At 72.2% G+C, this 21,869-nt stretch carries 25 protein-coding genes and 1 riboswitch; of the genes, 5 read left to right on the top strand and 20 right to left on the bottom strand.

From position 1 onward, the window contains the following. Positions 1-513 precede the first annotated feature (513 nt). The gene (locus ACWXWW_RS09780) at positions 514-1,416 is read right to left on the bottom strand and encodes a rhomboid family intramembrane serine protease (RefSeq protein ID WP_271172490.1); all 903 of its coding nucleotides are present in this window, start codon (positions 1,414-1,416) and stop codon (positions 514-516) included. A 12-nt stretch (positions 1,417-1,428) separates the two neighbouring features. Beyond that, entirely contained in the window at positions 1,429-1,986 is a 558-nt protein-coding gene (locus tag ACWXWW_RS09775) for a peptidylprolyl isomerase (protein WP_324013353.1), read from the bottom strand. Positions 1,987-2,083: 97 nt separating this feature from the next. On the opposite strand from ACWXWW_RS09775, the gene ACWXWW_RS09770 reads away from it, so the two are divergent. Then, positions 2,084-2,614: a DNA helicase gene (locus ACWXWW_RS09770; RefSeq protein WP_336619499.1), complete on the top strand. Its 531-nt coding sequence runs from the start codon at positions 2,084-2,086 to the stop codon at positions 2,612-2,614. Positions 2,615-2,707: 93 nt separating this feature from the next. Continuing rightward, positions 2,708-3,208, top strand: coding sequence for an aminoacyl-tRNA deacylase (locus ACWXWW_RS09765; protein ID WP_324013349.1), 501 nt, complete (start codon positions 2,708-2,710; stop codon positions 3,206-3,208). A 3-nt stretch (positions 3,209-3,211) separates the two neighbouring features. Here the strand turns inward: ACWXWW_RS09765 and ACWXWW_RS09760 are convergent, their stop codons facing one another. Then, positions 3,212-3,742, bottom strand: coding sequence for a hypothetical protein (locus ACWXWW_RS09760; RefSeq protein WP_282978327.1), 531 nt, complete (start codon positions 3,740-3,742; stop codon positions 3,212-3,214). 161 nt (positions 3,743-3,903) lie between these two features. Here ACWXWW_RS09760 and ACWXWW_RS09755 point away from each other — a divergent pair, with 161 nt between their 5' ends. Both ACWXWW_RS09755 and ACWXWW_RS09750 read left to right on the top strand, forming a co-directional pair. After that, positions 3,904-4,497 (top strand): RNA polymerase sigma factor, encoded by a 594-nt coding sequence (locus ACWXWW_RS09755; protein WP_455969767.1) that lies wholly within the window; start codon positions 3,904-3,906, stop codon positions 4,495-4,497. Further along, positions 4,494-4,985, top strand: a complete 492-nt coding sequence (locus ACWXWW_RS09750; protein ID WP_421074858.1) for a hypothetical protein — start codon at positions 4,494-4,496, stop codon at positions 4,983-4,985. Before ACWXWW_RS09755 ends, ACWXWW_RS09750 begins: the two co-directional genes overlap by 4 nt. Before the next feature lie 7 nt (positions 4,986-4,992). Here the strand turns inward: ACWXWW_RS09750 and aroQ are convergent, their stop codons facing one another. From aroQ to ACWXWW_RS09675, 15 genes are all read right to left on the bottom strand, one after another. After that, the gene (gene aroQ / locus ACWXWW_RS09745) at positions 4,993-5,439 is read right to left on the bottom strand and encodes a type II 3-dehydroquinate dehydratase (protein ID WP_271172497.1); all 447 of its coding nucleotides are present in this window, start codon (positions 5,437-5,439) and stop codon (positions 4,993-4,995) included. A gap of 14 nt (positions 5,440-5,453) precedes the next feature. Next, on the bottom strand, positions 5,454-5,873 hold the full coding sequence (locus ACWXWW_RS09740) for an NUDIX hydrolase (RefSeq protein ID WP_271172498.1): 420 nt from the start codon (positions 5,871-5,873) through the stop codon (positions 5,454-5,456). Between the two features lie 9 nt (positions 5,874-5,882). Further along, on the bottom strand, positions 5,883-7,364 hold the full coding sequence (locus ACWXWW_RS09735; RefSeq protein ID WP_271172499.1) for a threonine/serine exporter family protein: 1,482 nt from the start codon (positions 7,362-7,364) through the stop codon (positions 5,883-5,885). 343 nt (positions 7,365-7,707) lie between these two features. Further along, a complete protein-coding gene (locus tag ACWXWW_RS09730; protein WP_324013339.1) occupies positions 7,708-8,619 on the bottom strand; it encodes a hypothetical protein in 912 nt (303 codons plus the stop codon). Continuing rightward, complete coding sequence (locus ACWXWW_RS09725; RefSeq protein WP_282978334.1) at positions 8,616-9,293, bottom strand: response regulator transcription factor; 678 nt, start codon at positions 9,291-9,293, stop codon at positions 8,616-8,618. Before ACWXWW_RS09725 ends, ACWXWW_RS09730 begins: the two co-directional genes overlap by 4 nt. After that, positions 9,281-10,543, bottom strand: coding sequence for a histidine kinase (locus tag ACWXWW_RS09720; RefSeq protein WP_455969766.1), 1,263 nt, complete (start codon positions 10,541-10,543; stop codon positions 9,281-9,283). The genes ACWXWW_RS09725 and ACWXWW_RS09720 overlap by 13 nt, the downstream gene beginning before the upstream one ends. A gap of 78 nt (positions 10,544-10,621) precedes the next feature. Beyond that, a complete protein-coding gene (locus tag ACWXWW_RS09715; protein ID WP_455969765.1) occupies positions 10,622-11,794 on the bottom strand; it encodes a ThiF family adenylyltransferase in 1,173 nt (390 codons plus the stop codon). Beyond that, on the bottom strand, positions 11,791-12,555 hold the full coding sequence (locus tag ACWXWW_RS09710; RefSeq protein WP_271172504.1) for a thiazole synthase: 765 nt from the start codon (positions 12,553-12,555) through the stop codon (positions 11,791-11,793). The genes ACWXWW_RS09715 and ACWXWW_RS09710 overlap by 4 nt, the downstream gene beginning before the upstream one ends. Before the next feature lies 1 nt (position 12,556). Then, positions 12,557-12,796 (bottom strand): sulfur carrier protein ThiS, encoded by a 240-nt coding sequence (thiS, locus tag ACWXWW_RS09705; protein WP_271172505.1) that lies wholly within the window; start codon positions 12,794-12,796, stop codon positions 12,557-12,559. After that, positions 12,793-13,968: an FAD-dependent oxidoreductase gene (locus tag ACWXWW_RS09700; RefSeq protein WP_455969764.1), complete on the bottom strand. Its 1,176-nt coding sequence runs from the start codon at positions 13,966-13,968 to the stop codon at positions 12,793-12,795. The genes thiS and ACWXWW_RS09700 overlap by 4 nt, the downstream gene beginning before the upstream one ends. Next, the gene (gene thiC / locus ACWXWW_RS09695; protein ID WP_324013332.1) at positions 13,955-15,685 is read right to left on the bottom strand and encodes a phosphomethylpyrimidine synthase ThiC; all 1,731 of its coding nucleotides are present in this window, start codon (positions 15,683-15,685) and stop codon (positions 13,955-13,957) included. The genes ACWXWW_RS09700 and thiC overlap by 14 nt, the downstream gene beginning before the upstream one ends. Further along, positions 15,684-15,791, bottom strand: a riboswitch (TPP riboswitch). Its footprint overlaps the gene before it by 2 nt. 39 nt (positions 15,792-15,830) lie before the next feature. Further along, positions 15,831-16,700, bottom strand: coding sequence for a 3-methyl-2-oxobutanoate hydroxymethyltransferase (gene panB / locus ACWXWW_RS09690; RefSeq protein WP_455969763.1), 870 nt, complete (start codon positions 16,698-16,700; stop codon positions 15,831-15,833). After that, complete coding sequence (gene panD, locus ACWXWW_RS09685) at positions 16,697-17,086, bottom strand: aspartate 1-decarboxylase (RefSeq protein ID WP_271172509.1); 390 nt, start codon at positions 17,084-17,086, stop codon at positions 16,697-16,699. The genes panB and panD overlap by 4 nt, the downstream gene beginning before the upstream one ends. Beyond that, positions 17,086-17,937 (bottom strand): pantoate--beta-alanine ligase, encoded by an 852-nt coding sequence (gene panC / locus ACWXWW_RS09680; RefSeq protein ID WP_455969762.1) that lies wholly within the window; start codon positions 17,935-17,937, stop codon positions 17,086-17,088. The genes panD and panC overlap by 1 nt, the downstream gene beginning before the upstream one ends. Continuing rightward, positions 17,934-18,689, bottom strand: a complete 756-nt coding sequence (locus ACWXWW_RS09675) for a DUF2520 domain-containing protein (RefSeq protein WP_455969761.1) — start codon at positions 18,687-18,689, stop codon at positions 17,934-17,936. The genes panC and ACWXWW_RS09675 overlap by 4 nt, the downstream gene beginning before the upstream one ends. A 211-nt stretch (positions 18,690-18,900) precedes the next feature. On the opposite strand from ACWXWW_RS09675, the gene ACWXWW_RS09670 reads away from it, so the two are divergent. Beyond that, entirely contained in the window at positions 18,901-19,464 is a 564-nt protein-coding gene (locus tag ACWXWW_RS09670; protein WP_455969760.1) for an NUDIX hydrolase, read from the top strand. A 111-nt stretch (positions 19,465-19,575) separates the two neighbouring features. On the opposite strand, the gene ACWXWW_RS09665 is transcribed toward ACWXWW_RS09670, so the two are convergent. After that, the gene (locus ACWXWW_RS09665) at positions 19,576-20,592 is read right to left on the bottom strand and encodes a sugar phosphate isomerase/epimerase family protein (RefSeq protein WP_455969759.1); all 1,017 of its coding nucleotides are present in this window, start codon (positions 20,590-20,592) and stop codon (positions 19,576-19,578) included. Beyond that, positions 20,589-21,788 (bottom strand): Gfo/Idh/MocA family protein, encoded by a 1,200-nt coding sequence (locus ACWXWW_RS09660; RefSeq protein ID WP_455969758.1) that lies wholly within the window; start codon positions 21,786-21,788, stop codon positions 20,589-20,591. Before ACWXWW_RS09660 ends, ACWXWW_RS09665 begins: the two co-directional genes overlap by 4 nt. Positions 21,789-21,869 lie beyond the last annotated feature (81 nt).

Below are 21,869 nucleotides of genomic sequence, written 5' to 3'. Positions count from 1 at the left end.
CAGGGGGCCGTCCGAGCCGAGGCCGGGCTCCCTCTCCCCAGCGATCTCCCGGCCCGGACCATCCGAATGACAACGGTGTGATTCATCCCCAGCTCGCCTCACACCTGTGAATAACAGAGGTGTAATTCATCCCCAGGTGGGGATAGATCTGTGGATAACCCCGTGGAGAAGTGGGGGAACCAGGTGGAGAACCCCGTGGAGAGGGGGTGGAGAACGGGGGGTTAACCGTGGAGAACCTTCCCACAGCTGTGGACAGCCTGTGGAGAACTCGCCCGATTCGGCCGTGCGCGGCCTGCCTTCGTGGGGGTCGCGAGCCGCGCACGTGCCTCGAGTGGCCGCCATCCGCGCGTGCAACCGGCCGTTCGCGGCAAGCGTCCCGCCGACGCAGCCGGTCCTTGCCGCGAGTGGCCGCCATCCGCGCCCGCAAGCGGCCCCACGCGGCAGGCGCCGCCCCAGACACGCGAAGGGGCCGGATCCCAGACGGATCCGGCCCCTTGGCGTCTGCCCTGCGTGTCAGGTGAGCGACGGGTATCCCAGCACGGGCGGCACGGCGAGGAGCACGAGGAGCGCGACGCCCACGAGCGACAGCAACGCGATCTGCAGACCGCGGCGGTTGCGGCCGCTCGTCCGAGCGAGGACCAGTCCGACGACGAGGCCCGTGATGAGGCCGCCGACGTGCGCCTGCCACGAGACGTTGAACCCCGGGATGAACCCGATGACGAGGTTGATGCCGAGCACGACGAGGATGCCGCGGATGTCGCCGCCCAGCCGGCGCCCGATGACGAGCAGCGTGCCGAGGAGGCCGAACACGGCTCCCGAGGCGCCCACGACGGGCGTCGAGAAGGCCAGCAGGGCCACCGCGACCGAGCCGCCGATCGTCGAGAGGACGTACACCGCGAGGAAGCGCCCGCTGCCGATGATCGGCTCGAGGATGCGGCCGATCATCCACAGCGACAGCAGGTTGAGGCCCACGTGCCAGAAGCCGCCGTGCACGAGCGCGACCGTCACGAGCCGCCAGGGCTGCGTGGTGCCGGTCAGCTCGGGGTACAGCGTCGGAGCGTAGAACGCGAGCCACTGCTGGACGCCGATGGCGCCGCCGAAGCCGTATCCGTCGACCATCTGGAGGAGGTAGGCGACGGCCGTGATGCCCGCGATCCACGCCATGACGCGCGGACGGCCGCCGGCGATCGCGACCGCGCCGCCTCCGCGCCAGCGTCGCTCAGCGCGGCGCTGGGCGGGTGTGCGGCTCTTGCGCTGCTCCTTCATGCACTCCGGGCACACGACGCCGACCGGCCCCTGGGTCTGGCAGTCCGCGCAGATCGTGCGCAGGCAGCGCTGGCACAGGACGAAGCTCTGGCGATCGGGGTGCCGATAGCAGTAGTCGTCGGGATTCCGGGGTCGGTCGGCGGTGGTCACGCGAGCGCCGTGTCAGACGGCGACGACGTCGATCGACGAGATGACGACGTCCTCGCGCGGGCGGTCGGCCGCGCCGGTCGGAACCTGGGCGATCGCGTCGACCACGGCGCGCGACGCGTCGTCGGCGACCTCGCCGAAGATCGTGTGCTTGCCCTGCAGCCACGGGGTGGGGTCGGTCGTGATGAAGAACTGCGACCCGTTCGTGCCGCTCAGCTTGCCCGTGATGGCGTTCGGGCGCTTGCCCGCGTTGGCCATGGCGAGCTTGTAGGGCGCGTTGAAGTCGAGCTCGGGGTGGATCTCGTCGTCGAACGTGTAGCCGGGGCCGCCGACGCCCTGGCCGAGCGGGTCGCCGCCCTGGATCATGAAGTTCGGGATGATGCGGTGGAAGATGACGTCCTTGTAGAGGGGGCCCTCGCCGGCTGCGCCCGTGCGCGGGTCGGTCCACTCCTGCGAGCCGTCCGCCAGCCCGATGAAGTTCTGGACGGTGCGGGGTGCGTGGTCCCCGAAGAGGTTGACCACGATGTCGCCGTGGTTCGTGTGGATGGTCGCGACGGCGGTGTGCTGAGTCATGGGCACATTCTCTCAGAGTCCGCAAGGCCGGAGCTGATCGGGGATGCCATCTGGCAGGATGGTCGAAAGCAGACCCCATCGACGCGGGAGGGCACACGTGAGCCTCAGCCTCAGCAGGAAGCAGAAGAAGGAGCTCAAGAAGCTCCAGCAGTCCGCGGCGCACGTCTGGGAGGCGCAGCAGGTCGTCGCCGCCGGCGCCGCCGACGTCGCACGGCAGGCGGGTCGCCAGCTCGAGACGTTCGGGCGCAAGCAGGTCGCACCCGCGGTCGAGGAGAAGTACCACGAGATCCTCGAGCCCTACGTGAACCGGGCTCGCCCGTTCGTGGACCAGGGCGTCAAGGCCTCGAAGAAGTTCATCGACGGATCGGTCGTCCCGGTCGCCGGCGCGGTCGTGGGCAAGGCCCTCTCGGCCTGGGACGTCGCCGCCGAGACGCGCGACAAGCTCGCCCGCTCGCGCGCCGGGCTCCCCGTCGTCGCTCCCAAGAAGAAGTCGAGCGCGGGCCCGGTCATCGCCCTCATCCTCGGCATCGCCGCGGCCGCGGGCGTGCTCTACGCCGCGTGGCAGACGCTGCGCGCCGACGACGAGCTCTGGGTGGCCGACGACCCGCTCGCGGCGCCCGACGCCTGACCTGAGGATCCGGCGCGGCGGGGCGACCCGCCGCGCCGTTCCGCTGCGCTCGCGGGTGCTCCTCGCGGAGCGCGACGCTGAGGAGGAGAGCGGATGGCCGACGGCACGACGACGCAGGACGGGCTCGAGCGCGTCCGCGCGGCCGCCGCGCAGCGCGGACTCGACATCGACGTGCAGGCGTCTCCGCGTGCCGCGTCTCTCGAGGAGGCCGCCGCGCTCCGCGGCATCGCGCCCTCCGACATCGTCAAGACCCTCGTCGTGAAGGGCAAGGGCGACCGGTTCTACTTCGCGCTCGTGCCCGGCGATCGCTCGATCTCGTGGTCGAAGCTGCGCGCCGTGGTCGGCGTGAACAGGCTGCGCCTGCCCGAGCCGCCCCTCGCTCTCGAGGCGACGGGGTACGAGCGCGGCACGATCGTCCCGCTCGGATCCACGCGGGACTGGCCCGTCTACGCGGACGAGCGGATGGTCGGCAAGCGCGTCTCGATGGGCGCGGGAGCCCACGGCTACACGCTGTTCGTCGACGCGGACGCCCTGATCGCCGCCTACGGCGCGACCGTCGCCGACATCACGGACCCGATCGAGGCCATCCGCTGACCGCTATCCCGAGACGCGGACCGAGGACGCCTTGTTGTTCATCGTGCTGCTGATCGAGCTCGAGTACGAGTAGTAGCCGTACGACGCCCCGCCGTAGTTCGTGTGCTCGTAGACCTTCACCTTGCAGTTCGAGTAGCCGCGCATCGACGAGGCGCGGTCCTGGAACGAGATGTTGGCGTTGCCCATCCACTGCCCCGACACGCACGAGCTCGATCCGTAGAGGTCCCAGTACGAGCCGCTGTACGACGTGCCGTCGTACAGGCGCGCGAGCAGGTACGTCGCCGCGACGCCCGCCTCGATCCCGTCGGCACTCGACGAGCGGGCGGATGGCGCGGCCGCGTCGACGACGACCTGGCCGGTCTGCTCGAGGACGGCGGCGTGGAGGTCCTCCCCGCGCGGCACGCAGATGGTTTCGCCGGTGTCAACGAAGACGCCGCAGTCCTGCTCGGCCGATGCCGTCGCGGGCGCCGCCGCGATCGCACTCGCCCCGACAGCCGCGATGCAGGCGAGCACCGCTCCGATTCGCTTCCTCATGGCGCCCATGCCGACTCCTCTATCCGGAGCCCCGATCGACGAACCCCGTCCCCGGAATCTCGCACGCCGCGCGGGCGGTGTCAAGGCGTTGTGTCCTCCGAATGGGGGACACGCCGCGGACGAAGTGTGAGACGATTCGGGACACCGGAGCATTACAGGGTGTGAACGCAGTGGAACACGACGTGGCAGCCGTGCCGTCGCAGGCCGACGAGGCGCTGCTCGACGCGGTCGCACGCGGAGACCACACGGCGTTCGCCACGATCTACGAGCGCCACGTGCGCACGGTCTTCCGCTTCGCGCTGAGCCTCGGCATCTCACCGCGCGACGTCGAGGACGTGACGCAGGAGGTCTTCGTGGTCGCGTTCAAGAAGGCCGCGAGGATCCGCACCGCCGACGGATCCGCCCTCCCCTGGCTCATGGTCACGTGCCGCAACCTGTCGTACGCGCATCTGCGGAAGCGCGCGAAGGATCACGCGCACATCGATGCCGGAGAGCACGACGTCGCCGATCCGACGGCGTCGCCCGAGAGCCGCGCCCTGCAGGCCGAGCTCTCCCTGACGATCGCCGAGGCGATCGGCCGACTCTCGCCGCGGGACCAGAAGCTGGTCCACCTCTGCCTCGACCGGGGGATGACCTACCGGCAGGCGGCGCACGCGCTCGGCGTCACCGACGGGACGGTGCGAAACCGCCTGTCGCGTGCCAGGGCCGAGCTGCGCAGCTCCCTCCGCGGCGCCTTCCGTGAGCAGGGATCATGAGACTGCACCCCCCGACCGACGACCAGGTCGCGTCGATGCGCCGCAAGATCTTCGCCGAGATCGCCCGGAACCGCGCACGGCGTCGCTCGCGGCTGACGTTCACCGCGGCCACGACCGCGCTCGTCGTCGCCGTCACCACCGCGGGCGCCATCCTCGTCGAGATGGCGAAGCCCGACGACCTCAACGTGAGCTTCGACTGCTACACGACGGCAGACCTGTCTGCGCCGCACGGCACGACGTCGTTCGTTGACGACGACCGGGATCGCGACCGCACGCTCGCTCTCGAGGACCGGGTCGCGCAGGCCCTCGAGTTCTGCATGGCGGGCTACAACGCGGTGCCGACCGACGGCGACGTCGAGATGGTGCGGGTCGTGAACCCGACCGTGTGCATGATGCAGGATCGCCGGCTCGCCGTGCTGCCCAACGAGCAGTATGCATCCACGGAGGACTTCTGCGAGGGTCTCGGCCTCGCGGCCCCGTTCGAGTAGGCCGCGGTCAGCGCGCGGGAGCGAGCAGAGCCGCGAGGCGCTGCACCGCGAACGCGTAGCCCTGCACGCCCGCTCCGACGATCACGCAGCTGGCGACATCCGACAGGTACGAGTGGTGGCGGAACGGCTCGCGCGCGTGCACGTTCGAGATGTGCACCTCCGCGAAGGGCAGGTGCACGCCGGTGAGGGCGTCGCGCAGCGCGACCGACGTGTGGGTGAGCGCGCCGGGGTTGATCACCACCGCGTCGCAGTCGCCCCGCGCCTCGTGGATCGCGTCGACGAGCGCGCCCTCGTGGTTGCTCTGGATGGCCCGCACCTCGAACCCGAGATCCGCGGCCGTCCGCTCGACGAGCGCCACGACGTCGTCGAGCGTGTCCGAGCCGTAGATCTCGGGCTCGCGCGTGCCGAGGAGGTTGAGATTCGGCCCGTTCACGAGCAGGATCCGACCGTTCACGTGCGTTCCCTTCGTCACAGGAGTCCGGCCATCCGCAGGGCGGTGTCGACGAACGAGACCCGCTCGATCGACCGCACGCGGCTGAGCGGGATCCACTCGGCCATGTCGGTCGACCCGTCGAGCTCGTAGGCGAGGGACCCGCCCGTGATCGTCGCCCGGTAGACGATCCGCAGCGCCTGCATGTCGCCGGTCCCCGCGAGCCGCTTGCGGGCGGGGATGACGACCGAGTCGATCCCGATGACGTCCCCGAGCTCGACCTCGTAGCCCGTCTCCTCGCGCACCTCGCGTCGGCAGGTCTGAGCGGGATGCTCGCCGGGGTCCATCCCGCCGCCCGGCATCGTCCAGGCGGGCTTCGACCCCTCGATCCAGCGCGAGAGCAGCACGCGCTCGGCCTCGTCGACGATGACGGCGTAGGCGGCGACTCTCAGGTCCATGACGTCAGCCTACTGATCCCGGATCGCGGCGCCGTCGGCCTCGCCGCGCGGCGGGACCGGCACGAGCTTGCCGGTGCCGGCGGCGGCGCGGGGCCGCGCGGTGGTCCGCACCCTCATCCGCACGCCGTCCAGGGTCGCACGCAGCGGGGAGCCGATGAACAGGCCGAGGGTCGCGCCCGCGGCGAGCGCGATGCCGATCATGCCGGCGGTCACGAGCGCCTGCGTCGCGACGATGAGCCGCGCGGTGTCGTCGCCGGCCTCGACCATCCCGAGAAGACCCCGGAACACGGCGGAGCCCGGGACGAGGGGGACGATCGCGGCCGTCGTCACGGCGACGGATGGCACGTGCAGGCGCTGGGCGATGAGCGCGCCGACGAGGCTCGCGGCGAAGGCGCCCGCGAAGCTCGCTCCGGCCGCGTCGAGTCCGGCCGCCGAGGGCACCGCGTAGCCGGTCCAGGCGATCGTCGCGAGCAGGACGCTCACGACGACGATGCGGAGGCCGGCGCCGTTCATGACCGCGACGGTGATCGCCACGATCACCGCGCCGACGATCTGACCCGCGAACGGCCCGAACGGCAGCGCCTCGCTCGGCAGCTGCAGGCCGACGCCGAGCGCGCTCGCGAGCTGCAGGCCGACCACGATGCCGAGCACGACGCCGAGGGTCTGCAGGGTGAGCTCGAGGATGCGCCCACCCGCGGTGAGCGCGAATCCGTCGATCGCGTCCTGCGCGGCGCCGACGACGGCGAGACCCGCGAGCATGAGCACGATGCCCGAGGAGACGACGATCGTCGAGCGGACATCGGTGAACGGCTCGACGCCGAGGCGCGACAGAAGCGCGACGACGACCGTGACGGCGACGAGCGTGAACGCGCCGACCACCTGGCTGAAGAACATGGGCACGCGCAGCTTCGCGAGCCCCGCCTGGGATCCGGCGACGCCCAGTGCGGCGAGGAAGGTCACGGCCAGCGCGATCCACGACGCGCCGAACATCACGCCGACGCCGACCGCGAGGAGCGCCTGCACCGTGATCACGACGCCGGGCTGATAGAGGAACGGCGTGCGGCGGATCTGGCGGAACCGCGCCCGCGCCTCGCCGAGCTCGAGGCCCTCCTCGATCTCGGTCACGAGCGCCTGGAGGCGCTGGAGCTTCGCGTGATCGGGAACGGCCGACCGCACGACCTGCATGAGGGTGATCGGCAGGTCGTCGCCTCCGCGGTGATCCGACACCGTCACGGAGTTGTAGGTCACGTCGACGTGCACGCTCTTGAGCCCGTAGGCGCGGGTGATGCGCAGGGCCGCGAGCACGACCTCCTTCGCCGACGCGCCGACCGACAGCATGACCTCGGCCACCCGCATCGCGAGGTCGATGATCCGCACGGCCATCGCGTCGTCGACGACCGTGAGCAGCTCGGTGGGGGCGGCCTTCGACGCGTCGCTCCACAGCGCCCTGCGGACGCTCTCCATCACGCGCCGACGACGATCCTGAGCCATGCCCTCCATCCTGTGCCACGAGGTTCACCGTTCGCCGAACGATCCGGGATTTCCGCTCCGCACGTCTTTCGGAACCTCACCCCGTTTCGACTCGCTCCGCTCGCTCAACGACCGGACCCGGGGCATCCCGCAGCGACCGAGACGATCCGGAGTCCCCCTCCGGACATTGAGCGAGGGAGCGCAGCGACCGAGACGAAATGCCGCAACCCAGCCTCCGAACGCCCCCGCGTTTCGACTCGCTCCGCTCGCTCAACGACCGGGCCCGGGGCATCCCGCAGCGACCGAACGCGCAGCGAGCCGGCCCCGGGCGGAACCCGGGGCCGGCTCGCGGTGCGGCAGCCCGTCAGCGCGCGGAGGCGCCACCCGGTCGGAGGGTCGCATCCCCTGCCGCGACCTGCACCGAGATCTCGCGCGGCGACGAGCTCTCGACGTCGAGGCGGTTGTCGAAGTCGCCTGCCGAGACGTCGGAGCGCACGGCGTAGGTCTCGTCGGGGAGCACGAGGTCGAGCGAGCCCGCGCTCACATCGACGGTCACCTCGGCGGGCGCGTCGCCCGTGAGCTCGGCGTCGAGACGGCCCGCAGCGACCGTGAAGCCGGCCTCCGCGACGTCGGCGAGCGCGAGGTCGGCCTGGCCCGCGCTCAGATCGACCTCGAGCGACGCGGCCGAGCCGTCGAGGCTCAGGTACCCCGCCCCGACCTCGGCGTCGACCTCGCCGAAGTCGCCCTCGGCCGTGAGGCTGCCGCCCGAGAGCGAGAGGTCGACATCGAGGCCCGCGCCCTTCAGGCGCTCCGGCAGCGTCAGCACGACGGTCTGCTCGTCGTCGAACCAGTCGCCCCCGAACCAGTCGCCGCCGAACCACCAGCCGCGGAAGAACCCGTCGCGGCGGTCGACCGACAGCTCGCCGCCGTCGCGCGAGACGCGCCATCCGTCATCCGCGTTCGTGACCTCCAGCACGGCCTCGTCGACGTCGCCGTAGGCGATCGCGAAGGAGGCCCCGGAGGCGTCGATGTCGAGGGAGGTCACGCCGGCGGCCGCCGCCGTGAGGGTCTCGTCGACCGAGAACGCGCCGCGCGCCGCGGCGACGCCCGAGCCGATGGCGGTGCCCAGCAGCGCCACGCCGCCGATCACCGCGACGACGAGCGCGACGACCTTGCCGCCCGATGCGGGAGGGGTGGGAGGGGCCGGGCGCGGGGGCACGGCCGCGGGATCGTACGCCGACGCATCGAAGGCCGGCGGGGTGGTGGGGGTGCTCATCGTGTCGCTCCTGTCTGGGGCGTTCCGCCCGTGTTCTCGATGTGGGCGAGAGCTGCGAGAACGCGGCGGTTGCCCGACTCGTCCGGCTCGAGGCCGAGCTTCTGGAAGATGGAGGTGACGTACTTCTCGACGCTCGCCTCCGAGACGAAGAGCACGCCGGCGATCGCCTGGTTCGACTTGCCCTCCGCGATGAGAGCGAGCGTCATGCGCTCGCGCTCCGTGAGCCGCGTCATCCGCTCGTCGCGGGTGCGCCGGCTGAGCAGCTGCGCGACGACCTCGGGGTCGAGCACGGTCGCGCCCTGCGCGATGCGGTCGACCGACTCGACGAACTCCGCGACGTCGGCCACCCGGTCCTTGAGGAGGTAGCCGATCGCGCCGCCCTGCGCCGTGATCAGCTCGCTCGCGTAGCGCTCCTCGACGTACTGCGAGAGGACGAGGACGGGGAGCTCGCGATGAGCCGCCCGCACCTCGATCGCCGCGCGGATCCCCTCGTCGGTGAAGGTCGGAGGGAGGCGCACGTCGAGGATGCAGAGATCCGGGGCGGATGCCTCCACGGTCGCCAGCAGATCGCGCGCGTCGGGAAGGGCCGCGACGATCTCGTGGCCGGCGTCCTCGAGGAGGCGCACGAGGCCCTCGCGCAGGAGGACTGAGTCCTCGCAGATCAGGATGCGCATGGCACGCTCACCTCCAGGGCGGTCGGTCCGCCGTTCGGGCTGTCGAGGCGGACGGTGCCGCCCGCCGACAGGATGCGGTTCGAGATGCCGTCGAGGCCGCCGCCGGGGAGCACGCGTGCCCCGCCGATGCCGTTGTCCTCGACCCGGGCCCAGAGCACGCCGTCGTCGCGACGGCGCACGACCACCCGGCATTCCGCGGCACGCGAGTGCTTCGCGGCGTTCGTGAGCGACTCCGCGATCGCGAAGTAGACCGCCGCGTCGGCCTCCCGGCTGCACCGGCCGTCCATCCGCACGTCGAGGTGCACGGGGATGTGCGAGCGCCCGGCGAGCGCGGACAGCGCCGCGTCGAGGCCGCGGTCGTCGAGCACGGACGCGTGGATGCCGCGCGCGAGCTGGCGGAGCTCGGTGATGGCCGCCTTCGTCGAGGTGTGCGCCTCCTCGATCAGCGAGCGGGCGGCATCGGGGTCGCTGTCGATCTTCTGCTGGGCCAGGCCGAGGGTCATCCCGACGGAGACGAGACGGGGCTGCACGCCGTCGTGGAGATCGCGCTCGATGCGCGTCCGCTCCACCTCGGAGGCGCGCACGGCGCCCGCTCGCTGCGCGTCGGAGGTGCGGGCCTGCGCGGCCAGCTGCTCCTCCTGCGACGGCACGACGATCGCGCGGCTCAGCACGCCGTGCAGGAGCGCGAGCCCGACGATCCCGGCAGCGGTCACGATGACGCCCAGGATGCCGGCGAGCGGCGCCCACGCGGCGGCGAACTCGAGGCCGAACGCGCCGCGCACCGTGTCCGCGCCCGAGAGAGGAGCGAAGCAGATCGCGATGGACCAGATGAGCAGGCGGAAGAGCCCCATGACGATCACGCCGAAGACCGTCGCGATCGCGAGGTTGGCGATCGCCCGCCACATGCGCGGGTCGACCGCCTGACGCAGGAGCGTGCGGATCCAGCCGCCGAAGCCGGGGCCGACGCGGGGGCGCCATGCGAGCGCGGGCAGGCCGAAGCCGTACAGCCCGTCGACACGCGCGGTCTCGAGCCAGGCGACGGCGAAGAGGACGTAGACGAAGGCGACGAGCAGCAGGAGCCCGAAGCCGAGGAGCGGGAGGGTGCCGAGGCCGAAGCCGAGCAGCCCGAAGAGAGCGGTGAACGCGAAGGCGCCCAGGAAGCCGAGCGCCGCGAGATGGGCGATCGCCCCGGCCACCCGGAGCGGGCGCGACGTCCTCGCGGTCGAAGCGGAGGCGAGCTGTGTGGTCATGCCTCCAAGCTAGGGCGGCCCTCGCGCGGGCGCCCCAGAGTCAGCCGGAGACGTTCTTTCGGGTTTTCCCGAATCGCGTCACGGCGCCGCGGCGCACGTCGGCGCCGGGGCCTGCTCGAGCGCGTGCCACGCCGAGATCCCACCCGCGAGCGAGCGGAGCGGGTGAGCGCGCCACTCCGGGCGCCCGCGGAGCACCTCGGCCGCGCGGCGCGACCGCACCCCGAGGGCGCAGTGCACGACGACCTCGCGCCGCTCGACGAGCGCACGCCGGACGGCTTCGGGCGGCTCCTCCCCGGCCTCGATCTCGTCGAGCGTCCAGCGGACGGCGTGCGGGATGGCCCCGGGCTCGGATGGCGCGCGCACGTCCACGACGAGAGGCGCGGCGCCCCCGGCCAGGGCAGCGCGGAGCTCGGCGGCCGAGACGATCGGCACCGCGCCATCCTCCGTGGCCCCCGCCCCGCCGTCCCCCGTGGCCTCCGCCGGGCCATCCGCTGGGGCCTGCGCCGGGCCATCCGCCGCGAACGCGACCTCGCGCCATCCGGCGCCGAGTGCGTCCACGACGACGACGCGGCCGAGGAGGGGGCGTCCTGCTCCCGTGATGAGCTTGATCGCCTCGGCCGCCATCTGGGCGCCGACGAGCGCGCACAGCGGGCCGAACACGCCCGCCGTCGCGCAGTCGAGCGCCGCTCCCGGCGCATCCGGGTAGAGGTCGCGGTAGCGCGTGCCGCGCTCAGCCCAGACGACCCCGACCTGGCCCTCCCACCGGAGGACCGACCCCCAGACGAGCGGAAGGCCGAGCGCCGCCGCCGTGTCGTCGACGAGGTACCGCGTGGCGAAGTTGTCCGAGCCGTCGACGACGAGGTCGTAGTCCGCGAGAACGCCGGCCGCGCTCCGCGCATCCAGACGCAGGGCGTGGGCGCGCACCTCGATCCCGGGGTTCCGCGCCGCGATGGCGTCGCGTGCGGATGCCGTCTTCGGTCGTCCGATGTCCGCGACCCGGTGGATCACCTGGCGCTGCAGGTTGCCGAGCTCGACGGCGTCGTCGTCGACCACGCCGAGCACGCCCACCCCCGCCGCGGCGAGCGCCAGCAGCACGGGCGAGCCGAGGCCGCCCGCGCCCACGACGAGCACGCGCGCCGCACGGAGGCGGCGCTGCGCGGCATCGCCCATGCCGGGCAAGATGAGCTGCCGGCCGTACCGCTCCCGCTCATCGTCGGAGAGCGCCGGACCGGGTGCCACGAGCGCCGTCACAGGACCGCCATCCCCTCGGTCTCCGACGATGCGCGGGCATGCCGCCGGCGGGGGATGCGCCCCGCATGCGCGGCGAGATGGCCCGCCTCGACCGCATGGCGGAACGCGGCGGCCATCCGCACGGGGTCGTGCGCGCGGGTCACCGCGGTCGCCAGGAGCACCGCGTCGCAGCCGAGCTCCATCGCGAGCGCCGCCTCCGACGCCGTGCCGAGGCCCGCGTCGAGCACGACGGGAACCGATGCGCGCGACACGATGAGCTCGATGTTGTGGGGGTTGAGGATGCCGAGGCCCGTCCCGATCGGCGCGCCGAGGGGCATGACCGCCGCGACCCCGAGCTGCTCGAGCCGCAGCGCCGTGACGGGGTCGTCGTTCGTGTACGCGAAGACCGTGAAGCCCTCCGCGACGAGCCGCTCCGCGGCGTCGAGCAGCTCGACCGGGTCGGGCAGGAGCGTCGTGTCGTCGGCGACGACCTCGAGCTTGATCCAGCTCGTGCCGAACGCCTCGCGCGCGAGCTCGGCCGTGAGCACCGCGTCGTGCGCCGTGCGGCAGCCCGCGGTGTTGGGGAGGAGGCGGATGCCGCGCTCGCGCAGCAGGGCGTAGAGGCCGCCCGCTCCGCTTCCGTATCGCCGCACGGCGACCGTCGTGAGCTCGGTGCCCGACGCCCGCAGAGCCTCGTCGAGCACCTCGAGGCTCGGCGCACCGCCCGTGCCGACGATGAGCCGCGACGACAGGGCGACGCCGTCGATGACGAGCGGCTCCACGTCAGCCGCCCTGCGCCGCGGTGAGCACCTCGACCCGCGCGCCCGGGCCGAGCCGATGCGACCCCCAGCGGGCGCGCGGCACGAGGACCGCGTCGACCGCGACCGCGACGCCGAGGGGCGCGCCGTCCTCGGCCGTGCCCTCGGGCGTCACCGCGCGGCCCGTGAGCGCCGAGACGACCGTCGACACGGCCGCCCCCTCGGGCAGCCGCAGAGCACTTCCGTTGACATCGATCTCGATCATGCGAGGACTCCTTCACGGTCACGGGGCGCGGCGTCGCGCCCGGGTTGGAGGCGGGTGGGGGCGAACCGCCCAGGGTCGAGCAGGTCGGCCTCGACGCCGCGCGGCGGGGCGACGTCGTCGACGATGCGGCGGCAGAGGTCTGCGATGAGCGGGGCGAGCAGCACGCCGTTGCGATGCGTTCCCGTCGCGACGACGAGGCCCGGGGCGGTCCGCCCGACGAGGGGCAGATGATCGGGGGTCGCCGGGCGGGCGCGGGCGGTCGCCTCGACGAAGCGGTACTCGTCGACGAGCGGCATCACCTCGGCCGCATCGCGGAGCAGCGCCGACACGCCCCCCGCGGAGACCGCGTCGTCGGCGTCCTCGCGCTCGGTCGCGCCCACGACGAGTCCGCCGTCGACACGCGGCACGAGGTAGACGGCACGGCCGCGGACAAGGGAGCGGACCGTGTGCGCGAGGCGCGGGAGGCCCGCCGCGTGGAGGCGGAGGATGTCTCCGTGCACCGGGCGCAGCACGCCGGGCGGCGTCGCGCCCAGGTCCGCCGCGCCGAGCGCGTTCGCGACGACCACCTCGGCCGCGGCGATCGCCGTCCCGTCGGAGAGCTCGACACCGTGCACAGCACCGCCCCGCCCGCGCAGCAGGCGCCTCGCCGCGAGCGGACGGAGAGCGGATGGCGCGAGCGCGCCCCGAAGCGCGCGGACGAGGGCACGCGGATCGACGCGATGGTCGCCGTCCGCCGCGTACGCGCACGAGAGTCCGGGCGCGAGCAGAGGCTCGGCGGCCCGCGCTTCTCGGACGCTCCGTCGCTCCGCCTGCACCGCGGGCGCCGCGTCCACGAGCTCGACGATCCGACGGCGGTCGGCGTCGTCGACCCCGACGAGAAGCGTCGGGGCGGCCTCGTACCCGCACGCCGCAGCGCCGCCGGGCAGCGATGCGACGAAGTCGGGGTATGCGGCCGCCGCGGCGCGGTGGAGCGCCACGGCAGCGCGCTCGGTGTGCTGGAGCTCGCCCGCGGGGCTCAGCATTCCGGCCGCGGCATACGTTGCGCCGTCTCCCGGGCGGGGGTCGATGAGTCGCACCGAGCGCCCCGCGCGCGCACACGCGACGGCGATCGCCGTGCCGACGACCCCTGCGCCGATGACGGCGACGTCGACCCTGCTGTCAGCTCCGGACACGGGGCTCGTCGAGGTAGACGGACGCGCCGGCGGCGACGAACTCCTCGGACTTCCGGCGCATGGCCGCGATCGCCTCCTGCTCCTCGGCGCCGCCGAAGCGGTCGCGGATGTCCTGGGAGATCCGCATCGAGCAGAACTTCGGGCCGCACATCGAGCAGAAGTGCGCCGTCTTGGCCGGCTCGGCCGGGAGCGTCTCGTCGTGGAAGGCCTCCGCCGTGTCGGGGTCGAGCGAGAGGGCGAACTGATCGCGCCAGCGGAACTCGAAGCGCGCCTTCGACAGCGCGTCATCCCGATCCCGCGCCCCCGGATGGCCCTTCGCGAGGTCGGCTGCATGCGCCGCGATCTTGTACGTGATGACGCCCGTCTTCACGTCGTCGCGGTTAGGCAGCCCCAGGTGCTCCTTGGGCGTGACGTAGCAGAGCATCGCGGTGCCCCACCGTGCGATCTCGGTCGCGCCGATCGCCGAGGTGATGTGGTCGTACCCCGGGGCGACGTCGGTGACGAGGGGGCCGAGCGTGTAGAAGGGCGCCCCCGAGCAGAGCTCCTGCTGGCGCTCGACGTTCTCCCGGACCAGGTGCAGCGGCACGTGCCCGGGCCCCTCCACCATGACCTGCACGTCGTGCTCCCACGCCCGGTGCGTGAGCTCGGCGAGCGTGTCGAGCTCGGCGAACTGCGCCGCGTCGTTGGCGTCGGCCGTCGAGCCGGGGCGCAGGCCGTCGCCGAGCGAGAACGCGACGTCGTACTGCGCGAAGATCTCGCACAGCTCGTCGAAGTGCGTGTAGAGGAAGTTCTCGCGATGGTGGGCGAGGCACCAGCCCGCCATGATCGAGCCGCCGCGCGAGACGATGCCCGTCACCCGCTCTGCCGTGAGCGGCACGTAGCGCAGCAGCACGCCCGCGTGGATCGTCATGTAGTCGACGCCCTGCTCGCACTGCTCGATCACGGTGTCGCGGAAGATCTCCCAGGTGAGGCGATGCGCCTGCCCGTCGACCTTCTCGAGCGCCTGGTAGATCGGGACCGTCCCGATCGGCACGGGCGCGTTGCGGATGATCCACTCGCGGGTCGTGTGGATGTCGTCGCCCGTGGAGAGGTCCATGACCGTGTCGGCGCCCCACGTCGTCGCCCACTGGAGCTTCTCGACCTCCTCGGCGATCGAGCTCGTGACGGCCGAGTTCCCGATGTTCGCGTTGATCTTGACGAGGAACGCCCGCCCGATGATCATGGGCTCGCTCTCGGGGTGGTTGATGTTGCTCGGGATGATCGCGCGCCCCGCCGCGAGCTCCGAGCGGACGAGCTCGACGTCGCACCCCTCGCGCAGCGCGACGAAGCGCATCTCGGGCGTGATGACGCCCTGCCGCGCGTAGTGCATCTGCGTCACGCGCCGGCCGGGACGTGCGCGGCGCGGGCGGGCGGACTCTCCCCGCCACTCCGCGGAGGCGGCGCCGCGCCGCGCGGCCGCTCGGCCGTCGTCGTGAAGGTCGCGCGGGCGCCCGTCGTACTCCTCGACGTCGCCGCGTGCGGCGATCCAGTCGGCCCGCAGCGGCGGCAGTCCCCGCACCGGGTCGCTGCCCGGGCCCGACGTCCGATAGGCCGTGAACGGCTCGTTCCGCTCGCCGTTCGGCGAGTCCGTGAGCGCGATGCGGGTGACCGGCACCCGGATCCCGTGCTCGTCGTCGTGCAGATATGCGAGCGAATGCGTCGCTTCCAGGGTGCGCAAAAGAGCTGCTCCTACTTCCTACGCCGGCATGACCCGAACAGGTTCGACGGTCGCGAGCAGCGTCAGCTCGTTCTCAGCCCCTGCTGGGACTCCCGTGTGGACCGGATCAGAGTAGCAGGGAGCCGCGGCCGCGCAAGTCGGCGGGTCAGAGCGCGTCGAGCAGCTCCCTCAGACGGGTAGATTCCTTTTCGGGCATGGAGTAGCCGTGCTCGGTCGCTGGGTACTGTCCCGCGCGGACTTCCGCGACATAGCGCTCGACGCCGGCGATCATGTCCCCCCGCAGCTCGGCGTACCGCTTGACGAAACGCGCCGCACGACCCCCGTATATGCCGAGAAGGTCATGGAATACGAGCACCTGGCCGTCGGTGGCGGGGCCCGCTCCGATGCCGATCACGGGGACGTTCATCCGGGGCATCAGGGCGTCTGTGACGTCGCTCGGGATCGCCTCGAAGACGATCGCGAAGCACCCGGCCTCCTGCAGCGCGAGTGCGCTCTCGCACACCGCGAGTGCGTCGTCGGCGGTCCGCCCCTGCGCGCGGTATCCGCCGAGGGCGGTCGCCGTCTGCGGCGTGAGGCCGACGTGCCCCATGACGGGAATGCCCGCGCGGACGATGGCGCGCGCGCGATCGACCGACGTGCCGCCGCGCTCGATCTTGACCGCATCGCACCCCGTTTCCTTCACGAAGCGCTGCGCGGTCGCGACGGCGATCTCGTCGGAGGCCTCGTACGAGCCGAACGGCAGGTCCGCGACAAGCAGAGGGCTCTGCAGACCCCTGTGGACCGCGGCCGTGAGCATGATCATCTCGTCGACGGTGACGGGCACGGTGCTGTCGTATCCGAGCACCGTCATCGCGGCCGAGTCGCCCACGAGCACGACGTCGACGCCTGCCGCCTCGGCGACCTGCGCGCTGGGATGGTCGTACGCGGTCACCATGGCGATGCGCTCGCCCGCGGCCTTGCGCGCGGCGAGGTCGGCCGGCGCGACGCGCGGGCGGGCCGCCGGCCGCGTGCTCATGCGCGCGCCGTCAGGAGACGGTCGACCGCGTCATCGACCTGGATGATGCCGTTGCCCCGGTCGACGTGCACGACGACGGGCTCGTACGTCTCGAGGTCCTTCTCGTCGTACTCGGCGTAGGAGACGACGATGATCGTGTCGCCCGCGTGCACGAGCCGGGCGGCAGCGCCGTTGACCTGCATGACCCCCGAGCCCCGCTCCCCCGCGATCGTGTACGTCTCGAAGCGCGCGCCGTTGTCGACGTCGAGCACGTGCACCTGCTCGTGCTCGAGGATGTCCGCCGCCTCGAGGAGATCGGGGTCGATCGTGATCGAGCCGACGTAGTTGAGGTCGCTTCCCGTGATGGTGGCGCGATGGATCTTCGACTTGAGCATGATGCGGCGCATCAGGATTCTCCCTTGAGGATGCGGTTGTCGATGAGGCGTGCGGCGCCGACCCTGGCCGCGACCGCGAGCAGCGCGTCCCGATCGACGCGGACGAGAGGGCGGAGGTGCTCGGCGTCGCGCAACTCGAGGTACTCGGGCTCGATGCCGGCCTCCGCGAGGACGGATCGCGCGGCCGCGAGCAGCACCGCGCCATCCCGCTCGCCCCGCGCCGCGAGATCCTCCGCCGCGGTCAGCGCCCGGTTCAGCGCGGTCGCCTGCGCCCGCGCTGCGGCATCGAGGTAGACGTTGCGCGAGCTCATCGCGAGGCCGTCCGGCTCGCGGACGATCGGGCACGCCTCGATCCGCACGGGCAGGTCGAGGTCGCGGACGAGCCGGCGCACGACGAGCACCTGCTGCGCGTCCTTCTGTCCGAAGAAGGCGACGTCAGGGGTGACGATCGAGAGCAGCTTGGCGACGACGGTGGCGACGCCGTCGAAGTGGTGCGGGCCGCGGTGCGCGCCGCACAGCACCTCGGTGATGCCGGAGACATGGATGGTCGTGGCGAAGCCGTCGGGATACATCTCGGAGACGGACGGCGCGAAGAGGATGTCGGCTCCCGCCTCCTCGGCGAGCGCGGCATCCCGGGCCTCGTCGCGCGGATAGGAGCCGAGGTCCTCGTTCGCCCCGAACTGCGTCGGGTTGACGAAGAGCGACACGACGACGACGTCGGACGCCTCCCGCGCACGGCGCATGAGCGAGAGGTGTCCTTCGTGGAAGGCCCCCATCGTGGGCACGAGGCCGATCGAGGCGACCTCGGCTCGCGCGGCGCGCACGGCGGCGCGCATGTCGGACACGGTGCGCACGATCCTCATGTCGCGTGCTCCTTCCTGCGTGCGAGCGCGCGGGTCGCCTCGCACAGCTCGTCGAAGAGCGGGACGAGCTCGGGCCGGCCGGCCGAGATCGCCGCGCGCTGGCGCTCGACCGTCTCCTCGTCCCCGCGGGCGATCGGGCCCGTCAGGGCTGTCGCGGGCCCTCCCGACGCCCAGTTCTCGACGGTGCGCCGCACGAGCGGCGCGAGGAGCAGGCGCGCCTCCTTGGCCGGGATGCCCGCGGTCTCGGCGATCCGCTCCGCGGCATCGGCGATGGTCACAAGGAAGTTCGCCGCGACCGACGCGGCTGCGTGGTAGGCCGCCCGGTGGGCCTCATCGAGAGGGAACGCGCGTGCGCCGAGCAGGAGCGCGATGCCCGTCGCGGTCTCGAGCGCCTCGTCCGAGCGCCCCGCGACCGCGCACGCGACACCGCGGAACACGGCCGGGTCGTCATCGCCGGTGAACGTCTGCAGGGGGTGGAGGCCGAAGTCGACATCGTGGATCGGCACCGCGCCGGAGGTGTGGCCGATCATCCGCCCCGCCGCCGCCGCGGCGTGCGCCGCGGCAGCGATCTCGCCGTCCGGAACGCACAGCAGCACGACCGGCGCGTCGGGGATCTCCTCGCCGCGCCCGACCGGGCCGTGCACGACGACGCCGGCCGCCCGGAGGGCACGGGCGATGCTCCGGCCGAGTCGGCCGGGGCCGACCACCGTGACGCTCTCGAGGGCGCTGTGCGGGGTGCGGAGGATGCTCATGGTCTCGGTGCGCGGGGGACGCGCGCGACATGAGTATCCGCCTCATGGGCCGATCGAGCAAAATCGGGCGGCAATATGCACAGTGGTACCGGTCAGTGTCTTACCGATCTGCTCCCTGGTTCGCTTTATGTCTGTGCATGGTGATTTCACCGACGACTGTCGGCCACTCGGATCCTCGCTCCGCTCCGCGGCCTGTGACAGGCTCGAAGCCGTGATCGACACGCGCTCCTCCCTGCTCGCGTCCGCGCGCGAGGCCGTCGCCCTGGTGGGGCCGTCGGTCCCCGCGCACGACGACTTCGTCGCGGCTCTCGAGGCGCACGGCGCGGCCGCGCTCGACCGCGAGGGACCGCCCGCGCACCTCACGGCGAGCCTGTTCGTCTTCGACTCGACCGGCGAGCAGATCCTCCTCTGCCTCCACGGCAAGGGGAGGTTCTGGGTGCAGCCGGGCGGCCACCTGGAGGCCGGGGACACGTCGCTCGCGCAGGCCGCCGCACGCGAGCTCGAGGAGGAGACGGGCGTCTCCCGCGGTCTCCTCCGCGACGTCCGGGTCGTCGATCTGGACCACCATCCGCTGAGCTCGCGGTTCGGCCGATGCGCATCGCACCTCGACGTCGGCGTCGCGGCCGTCGTCGACCGCGACGCCGTTGCCCTCCAGGTCAGCGATGAGTCGGACGACCTGGCGTGGTTCCCCCTCGGCGACCTGCCCTCGCCGCTGCCGCCCGCCTTCGACGAGCGCCTCGCACGTGTGCGGGCGGCGTACGCGGTCGCCCGCTGACACATCCCTCTGCAAGGCGCCATCGGCCATCCCTCCCCCGGTCCTTGAGCGAGCGAGGAACGAGCGAGTCGAAACGCCGCGACCGGGCCTCGAGAACCGCCCTGTGCGAACTCACCCCTGCCCGAGCGACTCCTGCAGAGCTCGATCGGCGTCCCGCAGCACGGCCGCGGCCACCTGGAGCCCTTCGACGCGGCCGAGCTCGACGTCCTCGTGCTCGATGTTGACCCACATGTCCGGGTCGACCTCGTGCAGAGCACGGAGGAACTCCGTCCAGTACACCGTGTCATGCCCCTTGCCGAGCGCGACGAAGTCCCAGGCGGCGGGCTTCGGCCATTCGTTCGCCCACTCGTCGCCGCCCAGGCTCGTGCGCGACTCGGACGGGTCGAGCCGCCGGAAGCCGTTGTCGAGCACGCCGTAGAGCTGTGCGGTCTCGCGGTTGATGCGGACATCCTTCGCCGCTGCGTGGAAGACGAGCTCGCCCAGCTCTCGCACGACCGCGACGGGGTCCATCTGCTGCCAGAAGAGGTGCGACGCGTCGAGCTCGACGCCGATGTGCGTCGCGCCCGTCGTCTCGACGAGACGATGCACGTCGCGGGTGTTGAAGACGACGTTCTGCGGGTGCAGCTCGAGCGCGACCTTGACGCCGTGGTCGGCAGCGAGTCGGTCGATCTCCCGCCAGAAGTCGCCGACGACCCGCCACTGGTAGTCGAGCACGTCGAGGTGCGCCGAGTTCCAGGCGTTCACGATCCAGTTCGGGAATCGCGCCGTCTCGTCGGATCCGGGCAGACCCGACATCGTGACGACGCGCGTCTGACCCAGGCGGGCAGCGAGGCGGATGGATCGGCGCACGTCCTCCGCGTGCCGCGCGCGGATGTCCGCCTTCGCGTGCAGCGGGTTGCCATTGCAGTTGAGGCCGGCGATCTCGACGCCGGTCCCCTCGAACTGCCCGAGGAAGTCGTCGCGCGCGGCGTCGGACACGAGGATGTCGTCGAGGGACGGGATGTGGACCGCCGGCAGGAATCCGCCCGCGTTCAGCTCGATCCCCGTGAGACCGAGCGACGCGATGACCTCGAGCGCCTCGGGAAGCGTGCGGTCGTGCAGGATCGCGTTGTAGACACCCAGCCTCATGCGCGCACCTCCTGCGGGATCGCGACCGCCGCGCCGCGTCGCGCGGCAGACTCCGCCACCGCCTGGAGCAGCCGCATGTTGCGGACCCCCTCGTCGAACGTCGCGCATCGCGGCAGCGATGCCGCCTCCTCGATGCCGGCGACCTCCTCGAGGAACGCCCGCGCCTGGTACACGAAGCCCTCGTTCTGACCGAACCCGACACCGGTCGCGTCCATGGCGAGACCTCCTCTGAGGTACGGATGCTCGGGGCCGAGGAGCACCCGCCGGAAGCCGCGCTGCGCGACCGGTCCCTCGTTGAGCATGAGTCCGATCTCGGACGGCGTGCGGAAGTCGAACGACGCCGAGCCGTTCTCGCAGAACACCTCGAGGACGAGCGTGTTCGCGTGCCCCGAGGCGACGCGGGAGACCTCGATCGCCCCTGCTCCGCCATCCGCGAAGTCGAACGAGAACGCGGCGTAGTCGTCGTTCTCGACGGTGTCGAACGTGTCCGACACGGCGCCGTGCTCGTGGCCGATGACGGCGCCGAGGGGTTCGGGGCGCTCGGAGATCACGGTGGCGAAGCGCCCACCCGACACCTCCGCGATGTCGCCGCCGATGAACTCGGCGATGTACGCGAGGTGGCTGCCCACATCGGCGAGCGCTCCCGAGCCCTGCGCGCCCTTGAAGCGCCAGCTGATCGGGATGTGCGGGTCGGCGGCGTAGTCGGTCCAGTAGCGTCCGCTGACGTGGAGCACGCGGCCGAGCACGCCGCTGCGCACGAGGTCGCGGAGATACGCGATGCCGGGCGAGCGCCGGTAGGTGAAGCCGACGCGCGCGATGCTCGTCGCCGAGCGCGCGGCGTCGGCCATCGCGACCGCGTCGTCGAGGCTGTCGCTGAGCGGCTTCTCGCACAGGACGTGCTTGCCGGCGGCGAGGAGCCCTTCGACGATCTCGCGGTGGAGATGATTCGCGACGACGACGCTGACGACGTCGATGTCGGGCGCCTCGGCGATCGCCTGCCACGACGTGTCGCTGCGCTCATAGCCGAAGCGCCGCGCGGCGAGGGAGCCGAACTCGGCGTTCACGTCGCCGATCGACACAAGGCGGATGGGCGGAAGCGTCGAGGCGTAGACGGTGGACGCCGCACGGTACGCCGCGGCGTGGGCGCGGCCGGCCATGCCGGCTCCGATGACGGCGACTCCGAGGCTCTCGGGCATCGGCTCTCTCCTTCGAGGTCTCGCCCGGCCTTCCGGCCGCGGCGTCATTGCAGGTGCGAGGATGGGGATGAACCGCGCGTT

Source organism: Microbacterium sp. KNMS, from assembly GCF_053851835.1.
This window is presented reverse-complemented; position numbering and strand designations above follow the sequence as displayed.

Excerpts from the sequence above, each read along its gene's own strand:
- ACWXWW_RS09740 (WP_271172498.1), bottom strand. The coding sequence starts at position 5,873 with ATGGACCTGAGAGTCGCCGCCTACGCCGTCATCGTCGACGAGGCCGAG.
- ACWXWW_RS09765 (WP_324013349.1), top strand. The coding sequence starts at position 2,708 with ATGGCCGACGGCACGACGACGCAGGACGGGCTCGAGCGCGTCCGCGCG.
- ACWXWW_RS09665 (WP_455969759.1), bottom strand. The coding sequence starts at position 20,592 with ATGAGGCTGGGTGTCTACAACGCGATCCTGCACGACCGCACGCTTCCC.
- thiS (WP_271172505.1), bottom strand. The coding sequence starts at position 12,796 with ATGATCGAGATCGATGTCAACGGAAGTGCTCTGCGGCTGCCCGAGGGG.
- ACWXWW_RS09730 (WP_324013339.1), bottom strand. The coding sequence starts at position 8,619 with ATGAGCACCCCCACCACCCCGCCGGCCTTCGATGCGTCGGCGTACGAT.
- ACWXWW_RS09720 (WP_455969766.1), bottom strand. The coding sequence starts at position 10,543 with ATGACCACACAGCTCGCCTCCGCTTCGACCGCGAGGACGTCGCGCCCG.
- ACWXWW_RS09750 (WP_421074858.1), top strand. The coding sequence starts at position 4,494 with ATGAGACTGCACCCCCCGACCGACGACCAGGTCGCGTCGATGCGCCGC.
- panB (WP_455969763.1), bottom strand. The coding sequence starts at position 16,700 with ATGAGCACGCGGCCGGCGGCCCGCCCGCGCGTCGCGCCGGCCGACCTC.
- ACWXWW_RS09660 (WP_455969758.1), bottom strand. The coding sequence starts at position 21,788 with ATGCCCGAGAGCCTCGGAGTCGCCGTCATCGGAGCCGGCATGGCCGGC.
- ACWXWW_RS09725 (WP_282978334.1), bottom strand. The coding sequence starts at position 9,293 with ATGCGCATCCTGATCTGCGAGGACTCAGTCCTCCTGCGCGAGGGCCTC.
- ACWXWW_RS09775 (WP_324013353.1), bottom strand. The coding sequence starts at position 1,986 with ATGACTCAGCACACCGCCGTCGCGACCATCCACACGAACCACGGCGAC.
- ACWXWW_RS09675 (WP_455969761.1), bottom strand. The coding sequence starts at position 18,689 with ATGAGCATCCTCCGCACCCCGCACAGCGCCCTCGAGAGCGTCACGGTG.
- ACWXWW_RS09735 (WP_271172499.1), bottom strand. The coding sequence starts at position 7,364 with ATGGCTCAGGATCGTCGTCGGCGCGTGATGGAGAGCGTCCGCAGGGCG.
- ACWXWW_RS09760 (WP_282978327.1), bottom strand. The coding sequence starts at position 3,742 with ATGAGGAAGCGAATCGGAGCGGTGCTCGCCTGCATCGCGGCTGTCGGG.
- panD (WP_271172509.1), bottom strand. The coding sequence starts at position 17,086 with ATGCGCCGCATCATGCTCAAGTCGAAGATCCATCGCGCCACCATCACG.
- panC (WP_455969762.1), bottom strand. The coding sequence starts at position 17,937 with ATGAGGATCGTGCGCACCGTGTCCGACATGCGCGCCGCCGTGCGCGCC.